9 protein-coding genes and 1 tRNA gene are annotated in these 20,556 nt (G+C 39.7%); 3 read left to right on the top strand and 7 right to left on the bottom strand.

Going from position 1 to position 20,556, the window contains the following annotated elements; genetic code table 11:
• Window positions 1–273: 273 nt before the first annotated feature.
• The 6 genes from JJQ60_RS07560 to JJQ60_RS22430 form a co-directional block, all read right to left on the bottom strand.
• Window positions 274–3,354 carry a beta strand repeat-containing protein gene (locus JJQ60_RS07560; protein WP_201918314.1) on the bottom strand — a complete coding sequence of 1,027 codons (3,081 nt, stop codon included), beginning with the start codon at window positions 3,352–3,354 and terminating at the stop codon, window positions 274–276.
• Window positions 3,355–3,899: 545 nt separating this feature from the next.
• Entirely contained in the window at window positions 3,900–4,379 is a 480-nt protein-coding gene (locus JJQ60_RS07555) for a hypothetical protein (protein ID WP_201918313.1), read from the bottom strand.
• A gap of 240 nt (window positions 4,380–4,619) precedes the next feature.
• Window positions 4,620–5,774: a gliding motility-associated C-terminal domain-containing protein gene (locus JJQ60_RS07550; protein WP_201918311.1), complete on the bottom strand. Its 1,155-nt coding sequence runs from the start codon at window positions 5,772–5,774 to the stop codon at window positions 4,620–4,622.
• Window positions 5,775–5,777: 3 nt separating this feature from the next.
• Window positions 5,778–9,143, bottom strand: coding sequence for a Calx-beta domain-containing protein (locus JJQ60_RS07545; RefSeq protein WP_201918309.1), 3,366 nt, complete (start codon window positions 9,141–9,143; stop codon window positions 5,778–5,780).
• Window positions 9,144–9,152: 9 nt separating this feature from the next.
• Window positions 9,153–9,821 carry a hypothetical protein gene (locus JJQ60_RS07540; protein WP_236669065.1) on the bottom strand — a complete coding sequence of 223 codons (669 nt, stop codon included), beginning with the start codon at window positions 9,819–9,821 and terminating at the stop codon, window positions 9,153–9,155.
• Window positions 9,822–9,898: 77 nt separating this feature from the next.
• Window positions 9,899–17,134, bottom strand: coding sequence for a hypothetical protein (locus JJQ60_RS22430; protein WP_236669103.1), 7,236 nt, complete (start codon window positions 17,132–17,134; stop codon window positions 9,899–9,901).
• A 294-nt stretch (window positions 17,135–17,428) separates the two neighbouring features.
• On the opposite strand from JJQ60_RS22430, the gene JJQ60_RS07525 reads away from it, so the two are divergent.
• From JJQ60_RS07525 to JJQ60_RS07515, 3 genes are all read left to right on the top strand, one after another.
• A tRNA-Gly gene (locus tag JJQ60_RS07525) sits at window positions 17,429–17,501 on the top strand.
• Between the two features lie 267 nt (window positions 17,502–17,768).
• Entirely contained in the window at window positions 17,769–18,344 is a 576-nt protein-coding gene (locus tag JJQ60_RS07520; RefSeq protein ID WP_201918307.1) for a class I SAM-dependent methyltransferase, read from the top strand.
• Window positions 18,345–18,425: 81 nt separating this feature from the next.
• Window positions 18,426–19,346, top strand: coding sequence for a lysylphosphatidylglycerol synthase transmembrane domain-containing protein (locus JJQ60_RS07515; RefSeq protein ID WP_201918305.1), 921 nt, complete (start codon window positions 18,426–18,428; stop codon window positions 19,344–19,346).
• Window positions 19,347–19,441: 95 nt separating this feature from the next.
• On the opposite strand, the gene JJQ60_RS07510 is transcribed toward JJQ60_RS07515, so the two are convergent.
• On the bottom strand, window positions 19,442–20,542 hold the full coding sequence (locus JJQ60_RS07510) for a glycosyltransferase family 2 protein (RefSeq protein ID WP_201918303.1): 1,101 nt from the start codon (window positions 20,540–20,542) through the stop codon (window positions 19,442–19,444).
• Between the last annotated feature and the right edge of the window lie 14 nt (window positions 20,543–20,556).

Below are 20,556 nucleotides of genomic sequence, written 5' to 3'. Positions count from 1 at the left end.
GAGCTAAACAAAATTTAATTCTCAAGTGGTTAAAACTCGAAAGTGTTAGTTTTAAAAATAGAGGGGTAATTGTCAAGTATAATATAATATACTGAGTGCGACTTTGACGATTGGAGTGTGCTCTCTAGTGATCAAATATATGAATTATATGAATAAGAAAATATGAGGAAATCCGTAATCTACTGTATTTTTTTATAAAATATATTCTTCCCGTAAAAAACTTACGGTCTTTGCATATGTACTCCAGCAAACGGGATTGAATAGATTTATAAATTAATTTGACTTTACCCTAAACGTAATGTTTCTATTGGTAATTATACTACCTGCCCTAACAGCATAAATACTTCCAAATTCTGAAGTAGTATTAGATATCGTTGCTGTAGCGGTTATGATACTGCCTGCTGGTATTGCTGAAGTTAGCGTAATCATGAAATCAAACCTATTGGTAGTGTCTGTATTTCCGTCAACGTCGTTATATGTAGAAGATGCAGCACTATTATCTGCACCAGATCCTTCTATTGCTGATCCAATAAATACTTGTCCTTCTCCATAATCCCGAGATACTCCACCTATTTGATTATTTCCGGCAACGGCAGTTCCTTGATCAATATCAGTTAAGAAAAACTCAACAGTTGCACCGGCACCTACCCATCCTATAACTCTTATTCTGCCTCCAGCAACGGCAGCAGATTCTATAATCGGAAAATTGAGACTACCATTTGGACCCGTATCTGCGTCACCACTGTCATTTATAGTAACTCCATCATCGTTAATGTCTATACCTAATGATAAATTAGTTGCCGATCCGTTATTATAAATTGAATTTTGAGAGATTAAATTCCCAGAGGTTGTTCCCCCTGTCACTGCAATTCCTGATCCGTTATTGGCGTTAATTATATTACTGACAACCGAGGCGTTGTTTGTATTTAATCGAATACCAGAATCACTATTACATCCTGCGTTTTGCCCCGATGTTGTTATGGTGTTATCTGTAATAGTAACTGTTCCGGCGGTATGATTAATTCCATAAGCTCCCGCATTTTCAATTAAGTTGTTTCGTATCTCAATTAAGGCACCCCCACTTACTTGAATATTGCCATTATTATTACAGGTGTTACTGGCATTGTTTGTTATATGATTAAGCGTTATAGTACTTGTTGGAGGGCCATTGTTATTTATCCTAATTCCTCTCAATCTATTTTGTGCAATATAATTTCCGGTCACCGTAGAGGTTCCACCATTTATTCGAATTCCATTTCTTGTGTTTCCCTCAAGAGTGCCGACTGCATTTGGACCTACAATATTTGATTGAACGATTATTCCTGTTCCCGAAGTTACTCGTATTCCATCTCCGCTATTTCCATTGGCAAATGCAGCTATATTTCTTACGGTAACATTATTGCCCTGTATATCGATGGCATAGCCATTCCCATCTCGTCGTACCTGTATTTCGGGTAAATCATAAGTTGGTAACGTAACAGCCGTTGTACCTACTGTAGTACCACCAGACCCGATGCTTCCTGTATTCGTGTTACCGGAATATGCTGTCTGAGTTCTTCCATCTATTTTAGTATTAGCGCCCGTTATTGCTGATAAATTTACAGTAGTTAAAATGTCAAAATAACCATCGGTACTATTGTATCTTGGGTCTGTGGTTCTTCCTAGAGGATCTGCATTGGTAGGAATCATGAATATAGAAGTATCTTCTCCGGCATTTGGATCCAGAGTGATATCATTAGGGTGCGCTTCAATATCTAATCCAGTTTCATCAATAGTATTCGAATTAATAATAAATTGCTCCAGTGATCCTTGCCCGTCTCCATTCGTGTTTACAATAGTGTTAAAATTAAAACCAAAATCTAAATCCACAGCGCCTTCACCACTAATAGAAACAGAAGAAAGAGTTTGTGCTCCCGCAGGTAATGGGTCTCCAATAGTTGTTACCGCTCCAGGATCTTCGTTTAGAGGGTTTGCTCCTCCCACTTCATTAGTGACATCACTTAATGTACTGGCGGTATAATTTCTTCTAAAGGTTTGTATTGGTAAACAAGTTGTGCAAGCGGTTCCTCCTCCTCGTGTAGATCTAACCGTGTTGTTTACTACTCTAACGGTATAATCACCATCTGCCATTCCTGCAAAAACATATTCTCCGGCACTATCTGTAGTGGCAATTAATTCTAGATTCCCGGAGCTGTCATATAGTTCTACCGTAGCATTTTCGATAGGTGCTCCAGAGGATGTGGCAAGATCACGTCCTGCCCCTCCAGGGTAGTTGATATCTTCATAAACCGTTCCTACAATCAAATTACTGGTAACTTTTATAGCTACTGCATTAAGTATAACTATATCACCCCCAACATCAACATTGGTAGTCACACTTGTATCTCCAGCTCCAATAAGTGAAGCAATATTATAAGTGTCCAAATCTAAACCAAAAGCAGCAGTATTATTTACGGTCGCTCCTCCAGGTGTATTGTCAAAAATGGTGGAATTGAATGGGTTTTCTGTTGGAGCAATATTATCTCCGTCTCCCTTTAAAGAAGTTGGTGTCGGATTTAAACTTGTTGTAATTGAGATATCTTCACCTCCCGAAAAAGCTTGATCTCCCTCCCAGCTTAATACTGTTGTCTTAGCGCCTGCACTACTAATGGCAAAGAAGTTATCGATAGTATAGTCGGTAGTAGCATTTTGCAATCCATTGAATCCATTAAATAAATTAATTCTTGAAGCTGGTAGTGATGGTTCTGTATAAAATATCATCAGGCTCCATCCGCCGAGTGTTGTAGAACCACAAAAGAAACCTGTATTATTAGTGTTATCAACATTTAAATCACTAAAGTCGTATGTATTTGAAGAAGGATCAGGAATGCCTTGTATGATCGAGGTTACGTCGCTAACCATTCCAAAAAATGATATCTGACTCACGGCATATTGATTGACTACATCGGCGGTTACATTTTGCCCTTCGAAAGTAACATTAGTATCTACAGTATAATTAGAATGTGCCCAAAATAAGTATGCTTTTTCAATGGTAGCACCTGCAGGTATTGTTCTTGTTAAGGTGTTTGATGAAGATGTTGTTATGGCACAAGGATCAGTATCACTAGTTCTTAATGTTCCCCCAGTGACTGTATAATCAAAATAGCCATTAAATTGATCAAATAATGTGAGCGGAGGATTTTGGGTGACAGAAGTGTCAAATACTGAAAATCCAATTATTCTGGGGCTGGCACCATTAGCTAAATCCTCATCGACGACTAAAACGCCATCTACAAATACGCGTATACTTGAAGCACCATTCCATCCATCATTGAAAGAATCAAAAAGTATTAAGTTATATCCACCATAATTCAAAACTACTGAACCTGTATTGGTATACGAAAGATTTTGATTCGTGGTTTGATTACACGTTGCTGCACCGAGTCCCCCAACACAATCGGTATAAAAAATTGTAGCATTATCTATACTTCTAATTTGAGCAGCATTTTCTTCAGCAAAATTAGGCCATGTAACTTCGATACTAACGGTAGCGGTTTATGAGAATATTTGAAAAATAGGAAGTAGTAAAAGAAGTAGAAAAAGATTTTTTTCTCTAGATATTCCTCTTATATAACCTTTTGTAATAAGCATTCTATAGCAATTTGCCACACTTATTGCTATAGCTAATATTTACATATAGTAAATCATATGTATAGTATTAGATATAGAAAAGCACGTTTTCTAATTTATTTTAAATAATTAGGGGTAATTATTAAGTAAGAATTTCTGTTGACTACAATTTTGACGATTACCTATCAACTATGGTTCAAAGATAAAAAAATATATCGTCATTATCGTTGAGGGAAACCGTAATTACTGATGTTTTTCAAAAAATAAAGTTCTTTATTATGGAGTAAATACTACTTTTTTCGGTCTTTGGATCGTGTAAAACGATTTTTAAAGAGTGTTTTCATATCATTATAAACTGTTTCGGCGCCAGGCTCATTGGTTGTAGATAAATACTTCATTAATCTGTAAAAACTGATAGCATTTTTATAATTATCATGATCGAGCAAGGTTTTGGTATCGATCAATTGTTGGCTATAGTTATGTAATTGTTGAATCATTTTTTCTATTTGATCCCGGGTTACATAGTCACGATCAAATTCTTCTTTATCTAACGGCCTAGGGATCCATTCTGGATATTGATCCATATAATTTTTGGCTTTGTCTACCAATAATTTATTACGATTGGCAATACTGCCGTACTTAGATCTTTCGGCAGGAGTAAGGTTTACCGTTTTGGTTTTAATAATAGTCTCGATGGTGTTAAAAGCGTTATCAATCTCTTGAAGTTCTTCAGATGTAAAACTTATGCTTATAATATTGTCTAATGGCATTATTGTAATTGTTTTAAGTTGGTTATAACGTGTCTTTAGATACATGATAAGGTATCTATACTAATAATATAATATATCTTAATATACAAATATGTATATATAAATATACATTTAAATATATTAAAAGATAGGGCTTTATGTAATTATAGATATGTTGATATAAGTATCTATATATAGAGTATGGTGTGTCCAGATATGATTAAGTGTATCTAGAAATAGTAAAGTTAAGGTTAAATAGGGTTATCTATTGATATAAAGATATCCGGCACGATCTTTTTGTCCTTCGATTTTTAAAACGTAGTAATACGTACCTACAGGTAATTCTTCTCCTTTGGCTATGGTGGACCTTCCTTCAGAAAGCCCTCCCCAAGAGTTGTCATACCCTTTTTTGTTATATACTTCTACTCCCCAACGATTAAAGATAGATAGTTCGTTATTAGGAAATTGCGCTATACCTTGAATAATAAAAGTATCGTTAAATCCATCTCCATTTGGAGATACAGCTGTAAAAATTTCAAGATCACCATCGATTAACCTATCCGAAGTTCCAAAGGTTAGGACTACATAATTATCTGGGATAAATAGTTCTGATGTAATCTCACCATTGTTGAGGTCTCCAGATACACTGAAATTACCAAGATTGACCCATTGCTGCAACGATGGATCCCAACCTACAACTCTAAGGTTTTCTAAGTCATCTACTAATGATGGAATATTACTGTTGTCATCCCAGGTAAGTGTTACTCGGGTTTCTACATTTCCATCGAGATCCCAGAATTCGAATTGACTTACACCAAATAGAGTATTTGAAAAGATATTGGTGTCAAAATTTTCTGAGAAAAAATTGGGAGAATTTGGATCTTCAAAGAAATATGCTCCCCTTGCAGTATTCACTGCAGCTTGGCTCTCGATACGCATAGGTCTTAATCTAAAATCATCTCCTATCGGGAAGGTAAAATCCAAAAGTCCCGTTATTGTGGCATATCCATCTACAAAACGATCATCATTCTCTCCTAAATATGGGGTGTCATTAATATAATCTAAAGATACATCGGGTCTATTTCTTGGGGTTTCAACACGACCACTAATAAACTCTTGAAAATTAGTTACACCAACAGCAACATCCAGGAAAAGCTCGTCTCTTACATCAATATCCAAATCATAAAATACAGGGCGATTACTACCCGAAACATTTAAACCTCCATTTGGGTTATAAAAACCAACCAAACCCAGGTTTTGATCAAAAGTTCCATTATTTACAACGTCGATATGAAAACCAACTTGCCCTTGATCATGTATTTGTATAGTGCCAAAATTACAGAATACCGTTTGTGCATTCAAACCAAAAGAGGAAAGAAGTAATACCAGGGCCAGTATGTTAAATTCTTTGATCATATATTAGTTTGGGTTTACTCTATAGGTTATTTGTCTATTGGTAATTACACTTCTGATAAACACATTTAATGTACCTGTAGTTGTACCTGCCAATGGAATACCTTGATCATTTGTTATATCACCAGATGAAACCGTATTATCAAGATCTCCAACTACAGTACCGATAACATCAAATGTAAAGGTACAACTATTTCCTGCGGGTAAATTTACACCAGAAATGGTGAAATTATCTGAGCCAGTTACAGCAGTAACAGTTCCTCCACAAGAGGAGGTAGCATTAGGCGTTGTAGAAATATTCATTCCTGTTGGTAAATTGTCGGTCAAGGATAAGTTTGTAAGATCTACCCCCGCAGACGGGTTGTTTAAAACTATAGTTACGGTAGATTCTTCGCCATATCCAATTGATGTTGGAGAAAAGTTTTTACTAGCTACTGCTGGGAAAGCTACTTCGGTAGAAACGGCAAATACTCCACCCCAGATTCCTTCATTTGCACTACCCAGATCTACACCTAACGTTGTTGCGTTATTAGGTACTAAACCAGTAGCATCAAAAATATCAATATCAACTCCCCAATTAAAACTTTGATTTGGGTTTCGTCCACCGACATCAACTCCAAATTTGGATATGGTACTATTTAAAGTATTATTGGCTGGGTTTAATCCATTAGAAAGTGCTGTTCCGTTTATGGCAACAAAATCTCCTGTAAAGGTTCCAGAATCACCATCAAAGGCAAAATATCCGGCATCGGTATCAAAAGCACCCGTTGACGGAGTAAGCAATCCAGTAACTGTGAAATTATCATTGGCTCCAAATCCAAAGAAATCAAAACCGTCCCAAATACTTACACTTCGGGTTATATCCGTAGGATCTTCGTATATGATTACCATCGTCCATCCTCCAAAAGGCCCTGTAAAACCAGTACCTGTTAATAACGGAATATCGGCTACAGTGTAGGTTCCGGATCCTGCACTTTGTACTAAAGTTGTAACATCAGCATAAGACATAAATGCATTCCAGGTGGCTCCAAAATTTCCTGTTTCGATATTGGTAACACCTGCATTAACTGTTGTATAGGTCCCGGCACCAGGTTCTCTAAACTGAACTTGTTGTAAATTTAATGAAGGATCTGGGGCTGTAATTCCTGCTACATTAGAACTGTAAGAGCCTCCCCAGTATAAACCTGCCCAGGTAACAGTAGCTCCTGCAGGTAATGTTAAATCCGCACTACTAGAATTTATTGTTGACCCATCAATACTTGCATTACCCATTACTACAGTTGGATTGTTAGCTACAGGGCTTGCACAGTTGGCAGTACAAATAAGATTTGTGTTACCGATCATGTCAAAATTACCTCTTACATTAAAAGTCACCCTTTCTTCATAGGGTCTTGGATTCTCTATTTCTATATCAACAATAGTTCCTATACCTTGATCAGTTATGTCTACAGATGCATCACTTACATTAGAGAAGTTAATAAAGAATGTTTCATCTCCTTCTACTACAATATCATCCAGAATTGTGATTGTAATCGGTTCTGTGTCCCCACTAATTCCTGTAAAGCTTAAAGTACCACTATCGGCAGTATAATCATTACCTACACCTGCAGTAGCGGTATTATCAGCAGTAGCAAAGTCTACTGTAAAATTCCCTGAAGTATTTGGTCCTATATGTGTTACTGTAAATGTAATTGTACCTGCATTTTCATTTACAGACACATCATTGATACTAAGTGCGGCATCATTATCTTGTATAGTGGCTTCACCTTGATTGTCACCAACAGCAACAATGGTATTGCTAGGTGTGCCTAGATTAACAAAGAAGTTATGATCTCCTTCAATATCAGTATCATCAACTATAGGAACAGTTATCTGTTGTGTTTCATTAATGGTCCCGGTAAAATTAATAGGAGAGCTGGTCGCCGTTGCCGAAGTATAATCGGCAGGGTCTGTAGCAGTACCGTCTGCAAAAGTAAAAGGTACCGAAAAACCACCAGAAACACTGGCGCCTGATAAAGTTACAGTAAACGTAGCTGTACCGTCAGCTTCGTTTACAGTTATGTCATTTATGGCTATAGATGCATTATCATCATCATCAATGGTAATCTCTCCTTGTCCATCAGTAATTGTAACTGAAGGATCACTTACATTGGCTAAGTTTACAAAAAATGATTCTGTCGCTTCTGCAAAATTATCATCTATAATAGTAATAGGTACGGTTAACGTTTGGTTTTCAGGGCTTGTTCCAGAAAAAGTAATTGTAGGAGTAGGGGATCCAGTTGCGGTATAATCACCTGGAGATGTAGCGCTATTATTTGCTGTTGAATATTCTACGGTAAAACTTCCAGCAGTATTTGAGCCGGTATGACTTACAGTTAGATCTGCTGTTCCAGCATTCTCATTAACTGTAATATCGCTAATTGATAGTTGAGGAGATGAACTAGTACAAGAAATAGTGGCTTCCCAACCATTTTCTGTAACAGAAAAATCTGAAGTAAATTCAAAAGTTAAACACCCTGAAGCTGTGCTAGCTGTTATATTTGCCGGAGGCAAGTTTGAATTATGAAAAGTACCGATTAGGGTACCAGAAGTATCACTGCCATCATAAATTCTTAGGAAATCAAAAAGTGTAAAACCAGGAGCTTCAACATCAAATGTTGTGAAATTTACAATAACTTCATTTCCTGAGGCATCTGGGCAAATAGTATATGTGAAGTTTTCATTATTTGAATATTGCGCAGAGGGTCCTCCTGAATCATAAAAAGTACCTTCGCAAGCGGTAACAGTTCCACCATTCGAAATTACATATGCATTCGTTTCAATAGTCAAGTTATCAATAAATACAAATTCATTTGCTTCCCAATCTCCAAAAGCCCATGTACTTAAATTGATAAACCGTATAGTAGTATTTGCAGATAAAAATGGAGTGATGTCTACATTGAAAGAATCGGTTTGTGTTCCTCCAAATGATCCAACGGTCGTAAAATTTACTCCATCGGCAGACACTTGTACATCAAGTTGTTCTCTTGTGCTGGCTCCCCCAGACCCATCTAGACCCGTAGTTTGAAAATCAAAAAATAATTGAGCGCTATTAGCACCTGATAAATCCAAACTTCTTATAATTTGTTCCGAATTTATACTTAAATCTTCGAATCTTAAACGCCCTCCAGTTATAAGTATATTGCCAGAATTTGCACTATTGTCGTCATTGGTTTCCGACCAGTTTGTAGACCAGGTTTGTGTTCCATCATTATTATTATAGGCTACTGTACCAAAATTATCAGCATATGTATCCTGACTATAGGCACTACCATATGACAATACAAGTAGCAGAGAAAATAAAAAACATGATATGTAGTGATTAGATTTCATATGTTAATGTTATCTAACTACAAAAACTACATTAATAATGGTGTTAAAATCAGTAGGAAGATTTACAATGCTATAGCTCATATTTCCATTACCATCTATAGAAATAGTCGTAGGATTTCCAAAAACATTTTCATCGGCAAAGGTCACATAATAATACAATTCATTTCTATTATAAACCGGTATTGTTGGAGCATTAATAGGATCACTAGCCGCAATAGGCGAAGCAAACTGATCAACATAAAGTTGATATAAATCAATAGGAGTCTTAACCCCAGTAGATGTGGCGTCAATAGCAATAGAAGGAGGATAGAATACCCGTGCTGCTGCAGAAGTAATTGGGGCGATCGCTTGAATCACTTCTTCTACATTTGTTTCATTGGGAGTAGGATCTGTTGGGGATCCATCTACATCTACATTGTTTAACAAAGGTACTTCTGAAGCATTTTGGTCATCTGTGGATAATTGCCAACCATTAGTAGGGCCTGTATATCTATAAATCTCTTCATCATCCAAATTAAATACTACAGATCCAATTTGTGGATTAAGAATAGCATTTATTTCCGTTAAATCGGTGGCCGTTGGTAACCCCATTAATGCATTTGCATCATTTGGGCCTATTTGTGAATAGGCTTGATTCATCAATGCTATAAATAATATGTAAAGGGGTAATTTTTTCATTTTCAATATTATTTGCTTTCGAACTATCTTGTTTTCTTAATGGTATTCTAGATATTAAGTTTAACTAATGAACTTTTTTAAAAGTCCAGAACGGTAAACATAAACTCTAAATCTATATCATCTTTTTGATTCGTTCCATTATCGCTATCACCAATATTAACCTTAAATCCTGTAGGGGTTTGGTCATAATAAGTAATACCTGGATCATCATAGTCTTGCCCAGTATTTCCAGGACAATCACCTCCACAATCTAATATTGAAAGCTGGATGATGTAATCAGAATCTGGCATAGCCGTTGTGAAGGTTATTTGATAATCTCCTTCAGGATCTGCTGTTACTCTTGCTACCGTAGCATTCAATATTTTTATAGCAGTTCCATCACCAGCCACTTTACCCATGGCTTTTACCGGGTTGGTAAAGAATGCACCACCATCCGTTCCTACTGAAACATCATTACCAGTATTAGCACTTACTACTTGAGCAGTCGTAGCAGTTCCAGCTTCGTTAGTGTACGTGATTTCTCCTGTAACACTAGCATCATTTTGAGTTAAAGTAGTTACTGTTTCATCAATATCTACCGTACTTCCATCAAATAGGTTTACTGTTGCAATTCTATTACCGGCTATTGTATTGGTTACGCTTTCTATATAGGTAGGTCCCGTTGGTCCGGTAGGTCCAGTACGACCTGTAAGTCCGGTACGACCAGTAGCACCTGTGATTCCTGTAGCTCCAGTTGGTCCTGTAGGACCAGTAAGTCCAGTCAATCCTGTTCTACCTGTAAGTCCAGTACGTCCAGTTAATCCTGTACGACCCGTTAATCCTGTGCGACCCGTAAGTCCAGTTCTACCCGTTAATCCTGTTCTACCTGTAAGTCCGGTACGACCGGTTAATCCAGTTCTACCTGTAAGTCCTGTACGACCGGTTAATCCAGTACGACCCGTAAGTCCTGTTCTACCTGTAAGTCCTGTACGCCCAGTCAATCCAGTACGGCCTGTTAATCCAGTACGACCTGTTAATCCAGTACGACCCGTAAGTCCGGTACGTCCGGTTAATCCTGTGCGACCTGTTAATCCAGTACGACCTGTTAATCCAGTTCTACCTGTAAGTCCGGTACGTCCAGTTAATCCTGTGCGACCCGTAAGTCCAGTGCGTCCTGTTAATCCAGTGCGTCCTGTTAATCCTGTGCGACCTGTTAATCCTGTTCTACCCGTAAGTCCGGTACGTCCAGTTAATCCTGTGCGACCTGTAAGTCCAGTTCTACCTGTTAATCCAGTTCTACCCGTTAATCCTGTTCTACCTGTAAGTCCGGTACGACCGGTTAATCCAGTTCTACCTGTAAGTCCTGTACGCCCAGTCAATCCAGTACGGCCTGTTAATCCAGTACGACCCGTAAGTCCAGTACGACCCGTAAGTCCAGTGCGTCCTGTTAATCCAGTTCTACCTGTAAGTCCGGTACGTCCGGTTAATCCTGTGCGTCCTGTTAATCCAGTTCTACCTGTAAGTCCTGTACGTCCGGTTAATCCAGTACGACCTGTTAATCCAGTTCTACCTGTAAGTCCGGTACGTCCCGTTAATCCAGTTCTACCAGTAAGTCCGGTACGACCTGTTAATCCAGTTCTACCTGTTAATCCAGTACGACCCGTAAGTCCGGTACGACCAGTAAGTCCAGTGCGTCCTGTTAATCCTGTTCTACCCGTTAATCCTGTTCTACCTGTAAGTCCGGTACGTCCGGTTAATCCTGTGCGTCCTGTTAATCCAGTTCTACCCGTTAATCCAGTTCTACCTGTAAGTCCTGTACGTCCGGTTAATCCAGTACGACCTGTTAATCCAGTTCTACCTGTAAGTCCGGTACGTCCCGTTAATCCAGTTCTACCTGTAAGTCCGGTACGCCCAGTCAATCCAGTTCTACCAGTAAGTCCGGTACGACCTGTTAATCCAGTTCTACCTGTTAATCCAGTACGACCCGTAAGTCCGGTACGACCAGTAAGTCCAGTGCGTCCTGTTAATCCAGTTCTACCCGTTAATCCTGTTCTACCTGTAAGTCCTGTACGTCCGGTTAATCCAGTTCTACCTGTTAATCCAGTACGACCAGTAAGTCCGGTACGCCCAGTCAATCCAGTTCTACCAGTAAGTCCGGTACGACCTGTTAATCCTGTTCTACCTGTAAGTCCTGTACGTCCGGTTAATCCAGTTCTACCTGTTAATCCAGTACGACCAGTAAGTCCGGTACGCCCAGTCAATCCAGTTCTACCAGTAAGTCCGGTACGACCTGTTAATCCAGTTCTACCTGTTAATCCAGTACGACCAGTAAGTCCAGTTCTACCTGTAAGTCCGGTACGACCCGTAAGTCCAGTTCTACCGGTTAATCCAGTACGACCAGTAAGTCCGGTACGACCGGTTAATCCAGTTCTACCTGTTAATCCAGTACGACCAGTAAGTCCGGTACGACCAGTAAGTCCAGTGCGTCCTGTTAATCCTGTTCTACCCGTAAGTCCGGTACGTCCAGTTAATCCTGTGCGACCTGTTAATCCTGTTCTACCCGTAAGTCCGGTACGTCCAGTTAATCCTGTGCGACCCGTAAGTCCAGTGCGTCCTGTTAATCCAGTTCTACCCGTTAATCCTGTGCGACCCGTAAGTCCAGTTCTACCAGTAAGTCCGGTACGTCCAGTTAATCCTGTGCGACCCGTAAGTCCAGTTCTACCCGTTAATCCTGTTCTACCTGTAAGTCCTGTACGCCCAGTCAATCCAGTACGGCCTGTTAATCCAGTACGACCCGTAAGTCCGGTACGTCCGGTTAATCCTGTGCGACCTGTTAATCCAGTTCTACCGGTTAATCCTGTGCGACCCGTAAGTCCAGTTCTACCTGTTAATCCAGTACGCCCAGTTAATCCTGTTCTACCGGTTAATCCTGTTCTACCGGTTAATCCTGTGCGACCCGTAAGTCCAGTTCTACCAGTAAGTCCGGTACGTCCAGTTAATCCTGTGCGACCCGTAAGTCCAGTTCTACCTGTTAATCCAGTTCTACCCGTTAATCCTGTTCTACCTGTAAGTCCGGTACGACCGGTTAATCCAGTTCTACCTGTAAGTCCTGTACGACCGGTTAATCCAGTACGACCCGTAAGTCCTGTTCTACCTGTAAGTCCTGTACGCCCAGTCAATCCAGTACGGCCTGTTAATCCAGTACGACCCGTAAGTCCGGTACGTCCGGTTAATCCTGTGCGACCTGTTAATCCAGTTCTACCGGTTAATCCTGTGCGACCAGTAAGTCCGGTACGTCCAGTTAATCCTGTGCGACCCGTAAGTCCAGTGCGTCCTGTTAATCCAGTTCTACCCGTTAATCCTGTGCGACCCGTAAGTCCAGTGCGTCCTGTTAATCCAGTTCTACCCGTTAATCCTGTGCGACCGGTTAATCCAGTTCTACCTGTAAGTCCTGTACGACCGGTTAATCCAGTACGACCTGTTAATCCAGTTCTACCGGTTAATCCTGTGCGACCCGTAAGTCCGGTACGTCCGGTTAATCCAGTACGACCAGTAAGTCCAGTTCTACCAGTAAGTCCGGTACGTCCAGTTAATCCAGTACGCCCAGTTAATCCTGTTCTACCCGTAAGTCCTGTACGACCTGTAAGTCCGGTACGTCCGGTTAATCCAGTACGACCTGTTAATCCAGTTCTACCTGTAAGTCCGGTACGTCCAGTTAATCCTGTGCGACCAGTAAGTCCTGTTCTACCTGTAAGTCCTGTACGACCGGTTAATCCAGTACGACCCGTAAGTCCAGTGCGTCCTGTTAATCCTGTGCGACCAGTAAGTCCTGTTCTACCCGTAAGTCCGGTACGTCCCGTTAATCCTGTGCGACCAGTAAGTCCTGTTCTACCTGTAAGTCCTGTACGACCGGTTAATCCAGTACGACCCGTAAGTCCAGTTCTGCCAGTAAGTCCGGTACGACCTGTTAATCCTGTTCTACCTGTAAGTCCGGTACGTCCAGTTAATCCTGTTCTACCAGTAAGTCCTGTGCGTCCGGTTAATCCAGTTCTACCTGTAAGTCCGGTACGTCCTGTTAATCCTGTACGGCCTGTTAATCCTGTTCTACCCGTAAGTCCTGTACGACCTGTAAGTCCGGTACGTCCCGTTAATCCTGTGCGACCAGTAAGTCCTGTTCTACCTGTAAGTCCTGTACGACCGGTTAATCCAGTACGACCCGTAAGTCCTGTTCTACCAGTAAGTCCTGTGCGTCCGGTTAATCCAGTTCTACCAGTAAGTCCTGTGCGTCCGGTTAATCCAGTACGACCAGTAAGTCCAGTTCTACCGGTTAATCCAGTACGCCCAGTTAATCCTGTTCTACCTGTAAGTCCGGTACGTCCTGTTAATCCAGTTCTACCGGTTAATCCTGTGCGACCGGTTAATCCAGTACGCCCAGTCAATCCAGTACGACCCGTAAGTCCAGTGCGACCTGTTAATCCTGTGCGTCCTGTTAATCCAGTTCTACCGGTTAATCCTGTGCGACCAGTAAGTCCTGTTCTACCTGTAAGTCCGGTACGTCCTGTTAATCCAGTTCTACCGGTTAATCCTGTGCGACCGGTTAATCCAGTACGCCCAGTCAATCCAGTACGACCCGTAAGTCCCGTGCGACCTGTTAATCCTGTGCGTCCTGTTAATCCAGTTCTACCGGTTAATCCTGTGCGACCAGTAAGTCCTGTTCTACCTGTAAGTCCGGTACGTCCGGTTAATCCAGTACGACCTGTTAATCCAGTTCTACCTGTTAATCCTGTTCTACCTGTAAGTCCGGTACGTCCCGTTAATCCTGTTCTACCTGTAAGTCCGGTACGTCCAGTTAATCCTGTGCGACCAGTAAGTCCTGTTCTACCGGTTAATCCAGTACGACCCGTAAGTCCTGTTCTACCTGTAAGTCCGGTACGCCCAGTCAATCCAGTTCTACCAGTAAGTCCGGTACGTCCGGTTAATCCTGTGCGTCCTGTTAATCCAGTTCTACCTGTAAGTCCGGTACGTCCAGTTAATCCAGTACGCCCAGTCAATCCAGTTCTACCAGTAAGTCCGGTACGACCTGTTAATCCAGTTCTACCTGTTAATCCAGTACGACCAGTAAGTCCGGTACGACCAGTAAGTCCAGTTCTACCGGTTAATCCAGTACGCCCAGTCAATCCAGTTCTACCAGTAAGTCCGGTACGACCTGTTAATCCTGTGCGACCTGTTAATCCAGTTCTACCTGTTAATCCAGTTCTACCTGTTAATCCAGTTCTACCTGTAAGTCCGGTACGTCCAGTTAATCCTGTGCGACCAGTAAGTCCTGTTCTACCGGTTAATCCAGTACGACCCGTAAGTCCAGTGCGTCCTGTTAATCCTGTGCGACCTGTTAATCCTGTTCTACCCGTAAGTCCGGTACGTCCAGTTAATCCTGTGCGACCTGTTAATCCAGTTCTACCGGTTAATCCTGTGCGACCCGTAAGTCCGGTACGTCCCGTTAATCCAGTACGACCCGTAAGTCCGGTACGTCCTGTTAATCCTGTGCGACCAGTAAGTCCTGTTCTACCAGTAAGTCCGGTACGACCCGTAAGTCCAGTTCTACCTGTTAATCCTGTACGACCGGTTAATCCAGTACGACCTGTTAATCCTGTTCTACCTGTAAGTCCGGTACGTCCAGTTAATCCTGTGCGTCCGGTTAATCCAGTACGACCCGTAAGTCCAGTGCGTCCTGTTAATCCTGTGCGACCTGTTAATCCTGTTCTACCTGTAAGTCCGGTACGTCCAGTTAATCCTGTGCGTCCGGTTAATCCAGTACGACCCGTAAGTCCAGTGCGTCCTGTTAATCCTGTTCTACCCGTAAGTCCGGTACGTCCAGTTAATCCTGTGCGACCTGTTAATCCAGTTCTACCGGTTAATCCTGTGCGACCCGTAAGTCCGGTACGTCCCGTTAATCCAGTACGACCCGTAAGTCCGGTACGACCTGTTAATCCTGTGCGACCTGTTAATCCAGTTCTACCTGTTAATCCAGTTCTACCTGTAAGTCCGGTACGTCCAGTTAATCCTGTGCGACCAGTAAGTCCTGTTCTACCGGTTAATCCAGTACGACCCGTAAGTCCAGTGCGTCCTGTTAATCCTGTGCGACCTGTTAATCCAGTTCTACCGGTTAATCCTGTGCGACCCGTAAGTCCGGTACGTCCCGTTAATCCAGTACGACCCGTAAGTCCGGTACGTCCTGTTAATCCTGTGCGACCAGTAAGTCCTGTTCTACCTGTAAGTCCTGTACGTCCGGTTAATCCAGTACGACCCGTAAGTCCAGTGCGACCTGTTAATCCAGTTCTACCGGTTAATCCTGTGCGACCCGTAAGTCCGGTACGACCTGTTAATCCAGTTCTACCTGTAAGTCCGGTACGCCCAGTCAATCCAGTACGTCCTGTTAATCCTGTTCTACCAGTAAGTCCTGTGCGTCCTGTTAATCCTGTTCTACCTGTAAGTCCGGTACGTCCTGTTAATCCAGTACGTCCGGTTAATCCTGTGCGACCTGTTAATCCAGTTCTACCTGTAAGTCCGGTACGTCCGGTTAATCCAGTACGACCAGTAAGTCCAGTTCTACCAGTAAGTCCTGTACGACCGGTTAATCCAGTACGACCCGTAAGTCCTGTTCTACCAGTAAGTCCTGTGCGTCCGGTTAATCCAGTTCTACCAGTAAGTCCTGTGCGTCCGGTTAATCCAGTACGACCCGTAAGTCCTGTACGTCCAGTTAATCCAGTACGACCCGTAAGTCCAGTTCTACCTGTTAATCCAGTACGCCCAGTTAATCCGGTTCTACCTGTAAGTCCGGTACGTCCGGTTAATCCAGTACGACCAGTAAGTCCAGTTCTACCGGTTAATCCAGTACGCCCAGTTAATCCTGTTCTACCTGTAAGTCCGGTACGTCCTGTTAATCCAGTTCTACCGGTTAATCCAGTTCTACCGGTTAATCCTGTGCGTCCGGTTAATCCAGTACGACCCGTAAGTCCAGTTGATCCTCTTGGTCCAGTTGGCCCTACAGCTCCAGTTGGCCCTGTTGGCCCTCCAGTACAAAGACTACTCCAAGAGTTATTATTATATTGATAAACACAATCATCATCTGTATTGTAAACTAATGCTCCGTTAAGAGGAGTAATAGCATTCATTTGTGCAGTGGTTACTCGAGTTAGTACAAGGGCCTTGTCGGTACTCTCTAATTCTAATATAGAAGAAGGGTCAATTTGATTGGGGTTATCACCAATCTTGACCTGCGCATAGGAATTAGCTAAAGATAAAAGTAAAATTATTAGGGGTAATTTTATCTTCATAGTTTGAGTTTTGGGTGCGGTTAAAAAATTTTTATATTATGGTTTAACCGTAATTGATTTTATGCTTTAAAAAAAATCTTCATAATTACGAAGATAAATATAAACTGTTAAAACTTTAAAATCCAATTAACTAAGCAAATATACAATATTTTCGGTAAAATACAATTATTGTCGATAAAACACCGATTTTTAATAAGTCAATTCCGCGTTTTGTTAAAGTTTTATTCTTCATCAAGAAAAAAAAACATTTTATTTTTTATTTAATATAAATCTAATACATTTGCCATCGTAAAAGCGGGAGTAGCTCAGTTGGTAGAGCGTCAGCCTTCCAAGCTGAATGTCGCCGGTTCGAACCCGGTCTCCCGCTCTAAAAAGGATTCTATTTGAGTTAAATAGGATCCTTTTTTCTTTTAAGGTTTTCAATACATGTATTCTTTTTTGTTTCTGCGAGAGTAAAATATTACTTTGCGCATATGTATATTCTTTATTATAATTAAATATGAATAGTAGAAGTTTTACCAACATTATTAGATATTTTATGGATGAGTGGTTGCCCCCTGCAATCAGGGATTCAAAATTTTTTATGTATCCTTTTTATTATTATGCTTACAAGGGTAGGGATATTAAAAAGGTTATGAATCTTAAGTCAACCATTTATAAATGGACTGATAAAGAGTTTGCTGATTTCTATTCTAACAGGGATACGAGGTTTTCGAATAGTCGATTAACAGATATGTCAAAACAATGTCTAAAGTATATGTTCGATAAAATTGAATCCAACGATAATACTTTTATTGATGTGGGATGCGGTAGTGGTTATTTACTTGAATATGCAAATAAAAAAGGATTTAAAACCACAGGTTGCGATATTATAGGAGGAAAGACTTTTGATCATAGCGATTATTTTAAGGCAAATATTGAAAACTTACCATTTGATGATAATGCTTTTGATGTCGTGGTTTCTACACATACATTAGAACATGTTATAGACTTTGAAAAAGCAGTAAAAGAATTAAAGCGTATTACTAAACATACTTTATGTGTTGTAGTTCCTTGTCAAAGGGCTTATTATTACACTTTGGATGAACATGTTAGGTTTTTTCCATATAAATGGATGTTGGAACAGGAGATGAAAATGAAATTTTATACTTGCGAGAAAGTACATGGAGATTTAGTATTTATTGGAAATATGGAGAAAGAAAAGGCGTGATTTCTTTTAAGTTTAAATCAATGTAATTAAAATTTATTTTGGGAGATAATCATAGAGATACTAAGTAATGTATATAAAGTTTTGAAACGATTTGGTTTTTGGGTTAAGTTTTTAGGAATACTCCTGTTTTGCTTTTTAATTTATAAAGTTGGTTGGAGAGAGACTATAGATTCAATTAAGAAAGTTTCTATATTTCATGTATTTGTTGGGATACTTATTTTTTGGGTAGCTTTCTATTTAAAAAGCTTAAGATGGAAGGTCGTTTCTAATTCTTACGGTATACCATTGAAAAGTTTTCAGGCATTTAGAGTTTTTTTTATTGGTATCTTTCTTGCCAATATTACTCCTGGAAAAATAGGAGATTTTGCAAGATTATTTTATATTAAAGATCAATTGCCTAGCCAAAAGATAGGTTGGTCTAGTTTGATCATGGATCGAATTTTTGATTTGATTTGTCTGGCTTTTTTTAGTCTAATCGCAATTGTTTACTATCAATTTCATTTTGGTATTTTAAAATTTCCTAAAAACCCTTGGTCATTATTATTGTGGATTGGAGTTTTATTATTGGTGGTTGTTATTTTTTATTTATTACGCAATAAGTTAATAAAAGTCATACAGCCTTGGTGGAATGCTTTTAATTCTCATAATCTTAAAGGTTATGATGGTTTAAAGGCTATTGCTATTACTTGCCTAAGTATGATTTTGATTTATGGTGTATTTAATTATATGGCCTGGGTAATGAATATTTCAATAAATCATTTGGGGTTATTTTTAGGAGCTTTTATTTTAGGGATATTAACATTACTTCCCATTACAATATTAGGTATAGGCGTTCGCGAAACATCTTTGGTAATTATTTTTCAATTATATGATCTTTCTTCTCAGGATGCTATAGCATTATCCTTGATTATCTTTTTATTACAACTTCTTTCTTTGTTACCCGGTGCGATTTGGTTTTATTTTTCGCCAGTAGAATTAAGTAAGCTTAAAAGGCTTGAATAAATTTTACTCGATAATCGAGATTTGAATGCTCGGAGGCTTGCCTCGAAATCAAAATTATTTTCCAACCGATGCCTCGCGGACTTCTCCTGAGGTAGTTACTTAGATAGTCTTTCATTATCCTGGATATCCATCCACATGGCAAATAATAATGACTGAAATCCAGATATGGTTAGAAAGATAAATATGATCAAATAATCTGTTGGAGTTTTTGAGTACGGATCCAGAAAATTTATAATTAATTGGTATAGAAAATAGATATTTACAGTTCCTATTATAAATGAGATCCAGTATAGAAGATATAAAGGGTGAAAACTACGGTATAGATATTTTGTTTGTAAACGTTTAAAAAAACAACGGATAAGTAAAAGTAAAATCGGTATAGAAACTTTAAGAATGTTTAATTTAGATTTTTCTCCTACTCCGTATATTGGTTTTATTTTTACTTCACGAATGGTACAAAAAGCGATGTTTAGTTTAACTAAAAGATCATTTGGCATACCATATCTTTTATAAATATCGTATAGTGGGATAGAATTTAGAGCATTGTTCGATATTGCGGTATATCCACTTTGTGTATCAGAAACTCCCCAGTATCCTGAAGCAATTTTGGTAAGAATACTTAGAATAGAATTCCCTAAAAAACGAACTCTAGGTATAATAACCCATGCACTTTTATGGATTAACCTATTACCTTTTACATAGTCAATTTCTTCTTCTACTACGGGTTTGCATATGGATTCAAGTTCGGCAGGATCCATTTGCCCATCACCTGCCATCACTGCCGTACAATCAATGTCATGATCTTTGCACCATTTATATCCTGTTGCGATTGCTGCGCCAACACCTCCGTTGGTAAGATGCTTGATAACAATGATTCTTTCGTTTTCTGGATCTTCGTTTAAAACTTCAATAGGAGTAAACTTTTGAACTTCATCAATGCTCTTTTGTCTTACTTCAATATCTGCTCTATTATATATGTTAGGAGTAATTTCTTGAGAAATATTAGATATTAGTTTTAGAGCAGATTTATTTTCTTCTAAATGCTTTATAACAGCTCCAGTAGTATCATCTTTGGATGCATCATCCACAACAATTATTCGGTCAACAAAGTCTGGCATGCTGTCTAACACCATTTTTATTTGTTTAGCTTCATTGTAGCACGGAACTACTACTGCAATTGTTTTATTATTAAGCATTATTAATTAGGTTT

Source organism: Aquimarina mytili, assembly GCF_016735115.1.
GTDB lineage: Bacteria > Bacteroidota > Bacteroidia > Flavobacteriales > Flavobacteriaceae > Aquimarina > Aquimarina mytili.
This window is presented reverse-complemented; position numbering and strand designations above follow the sequence as displayed.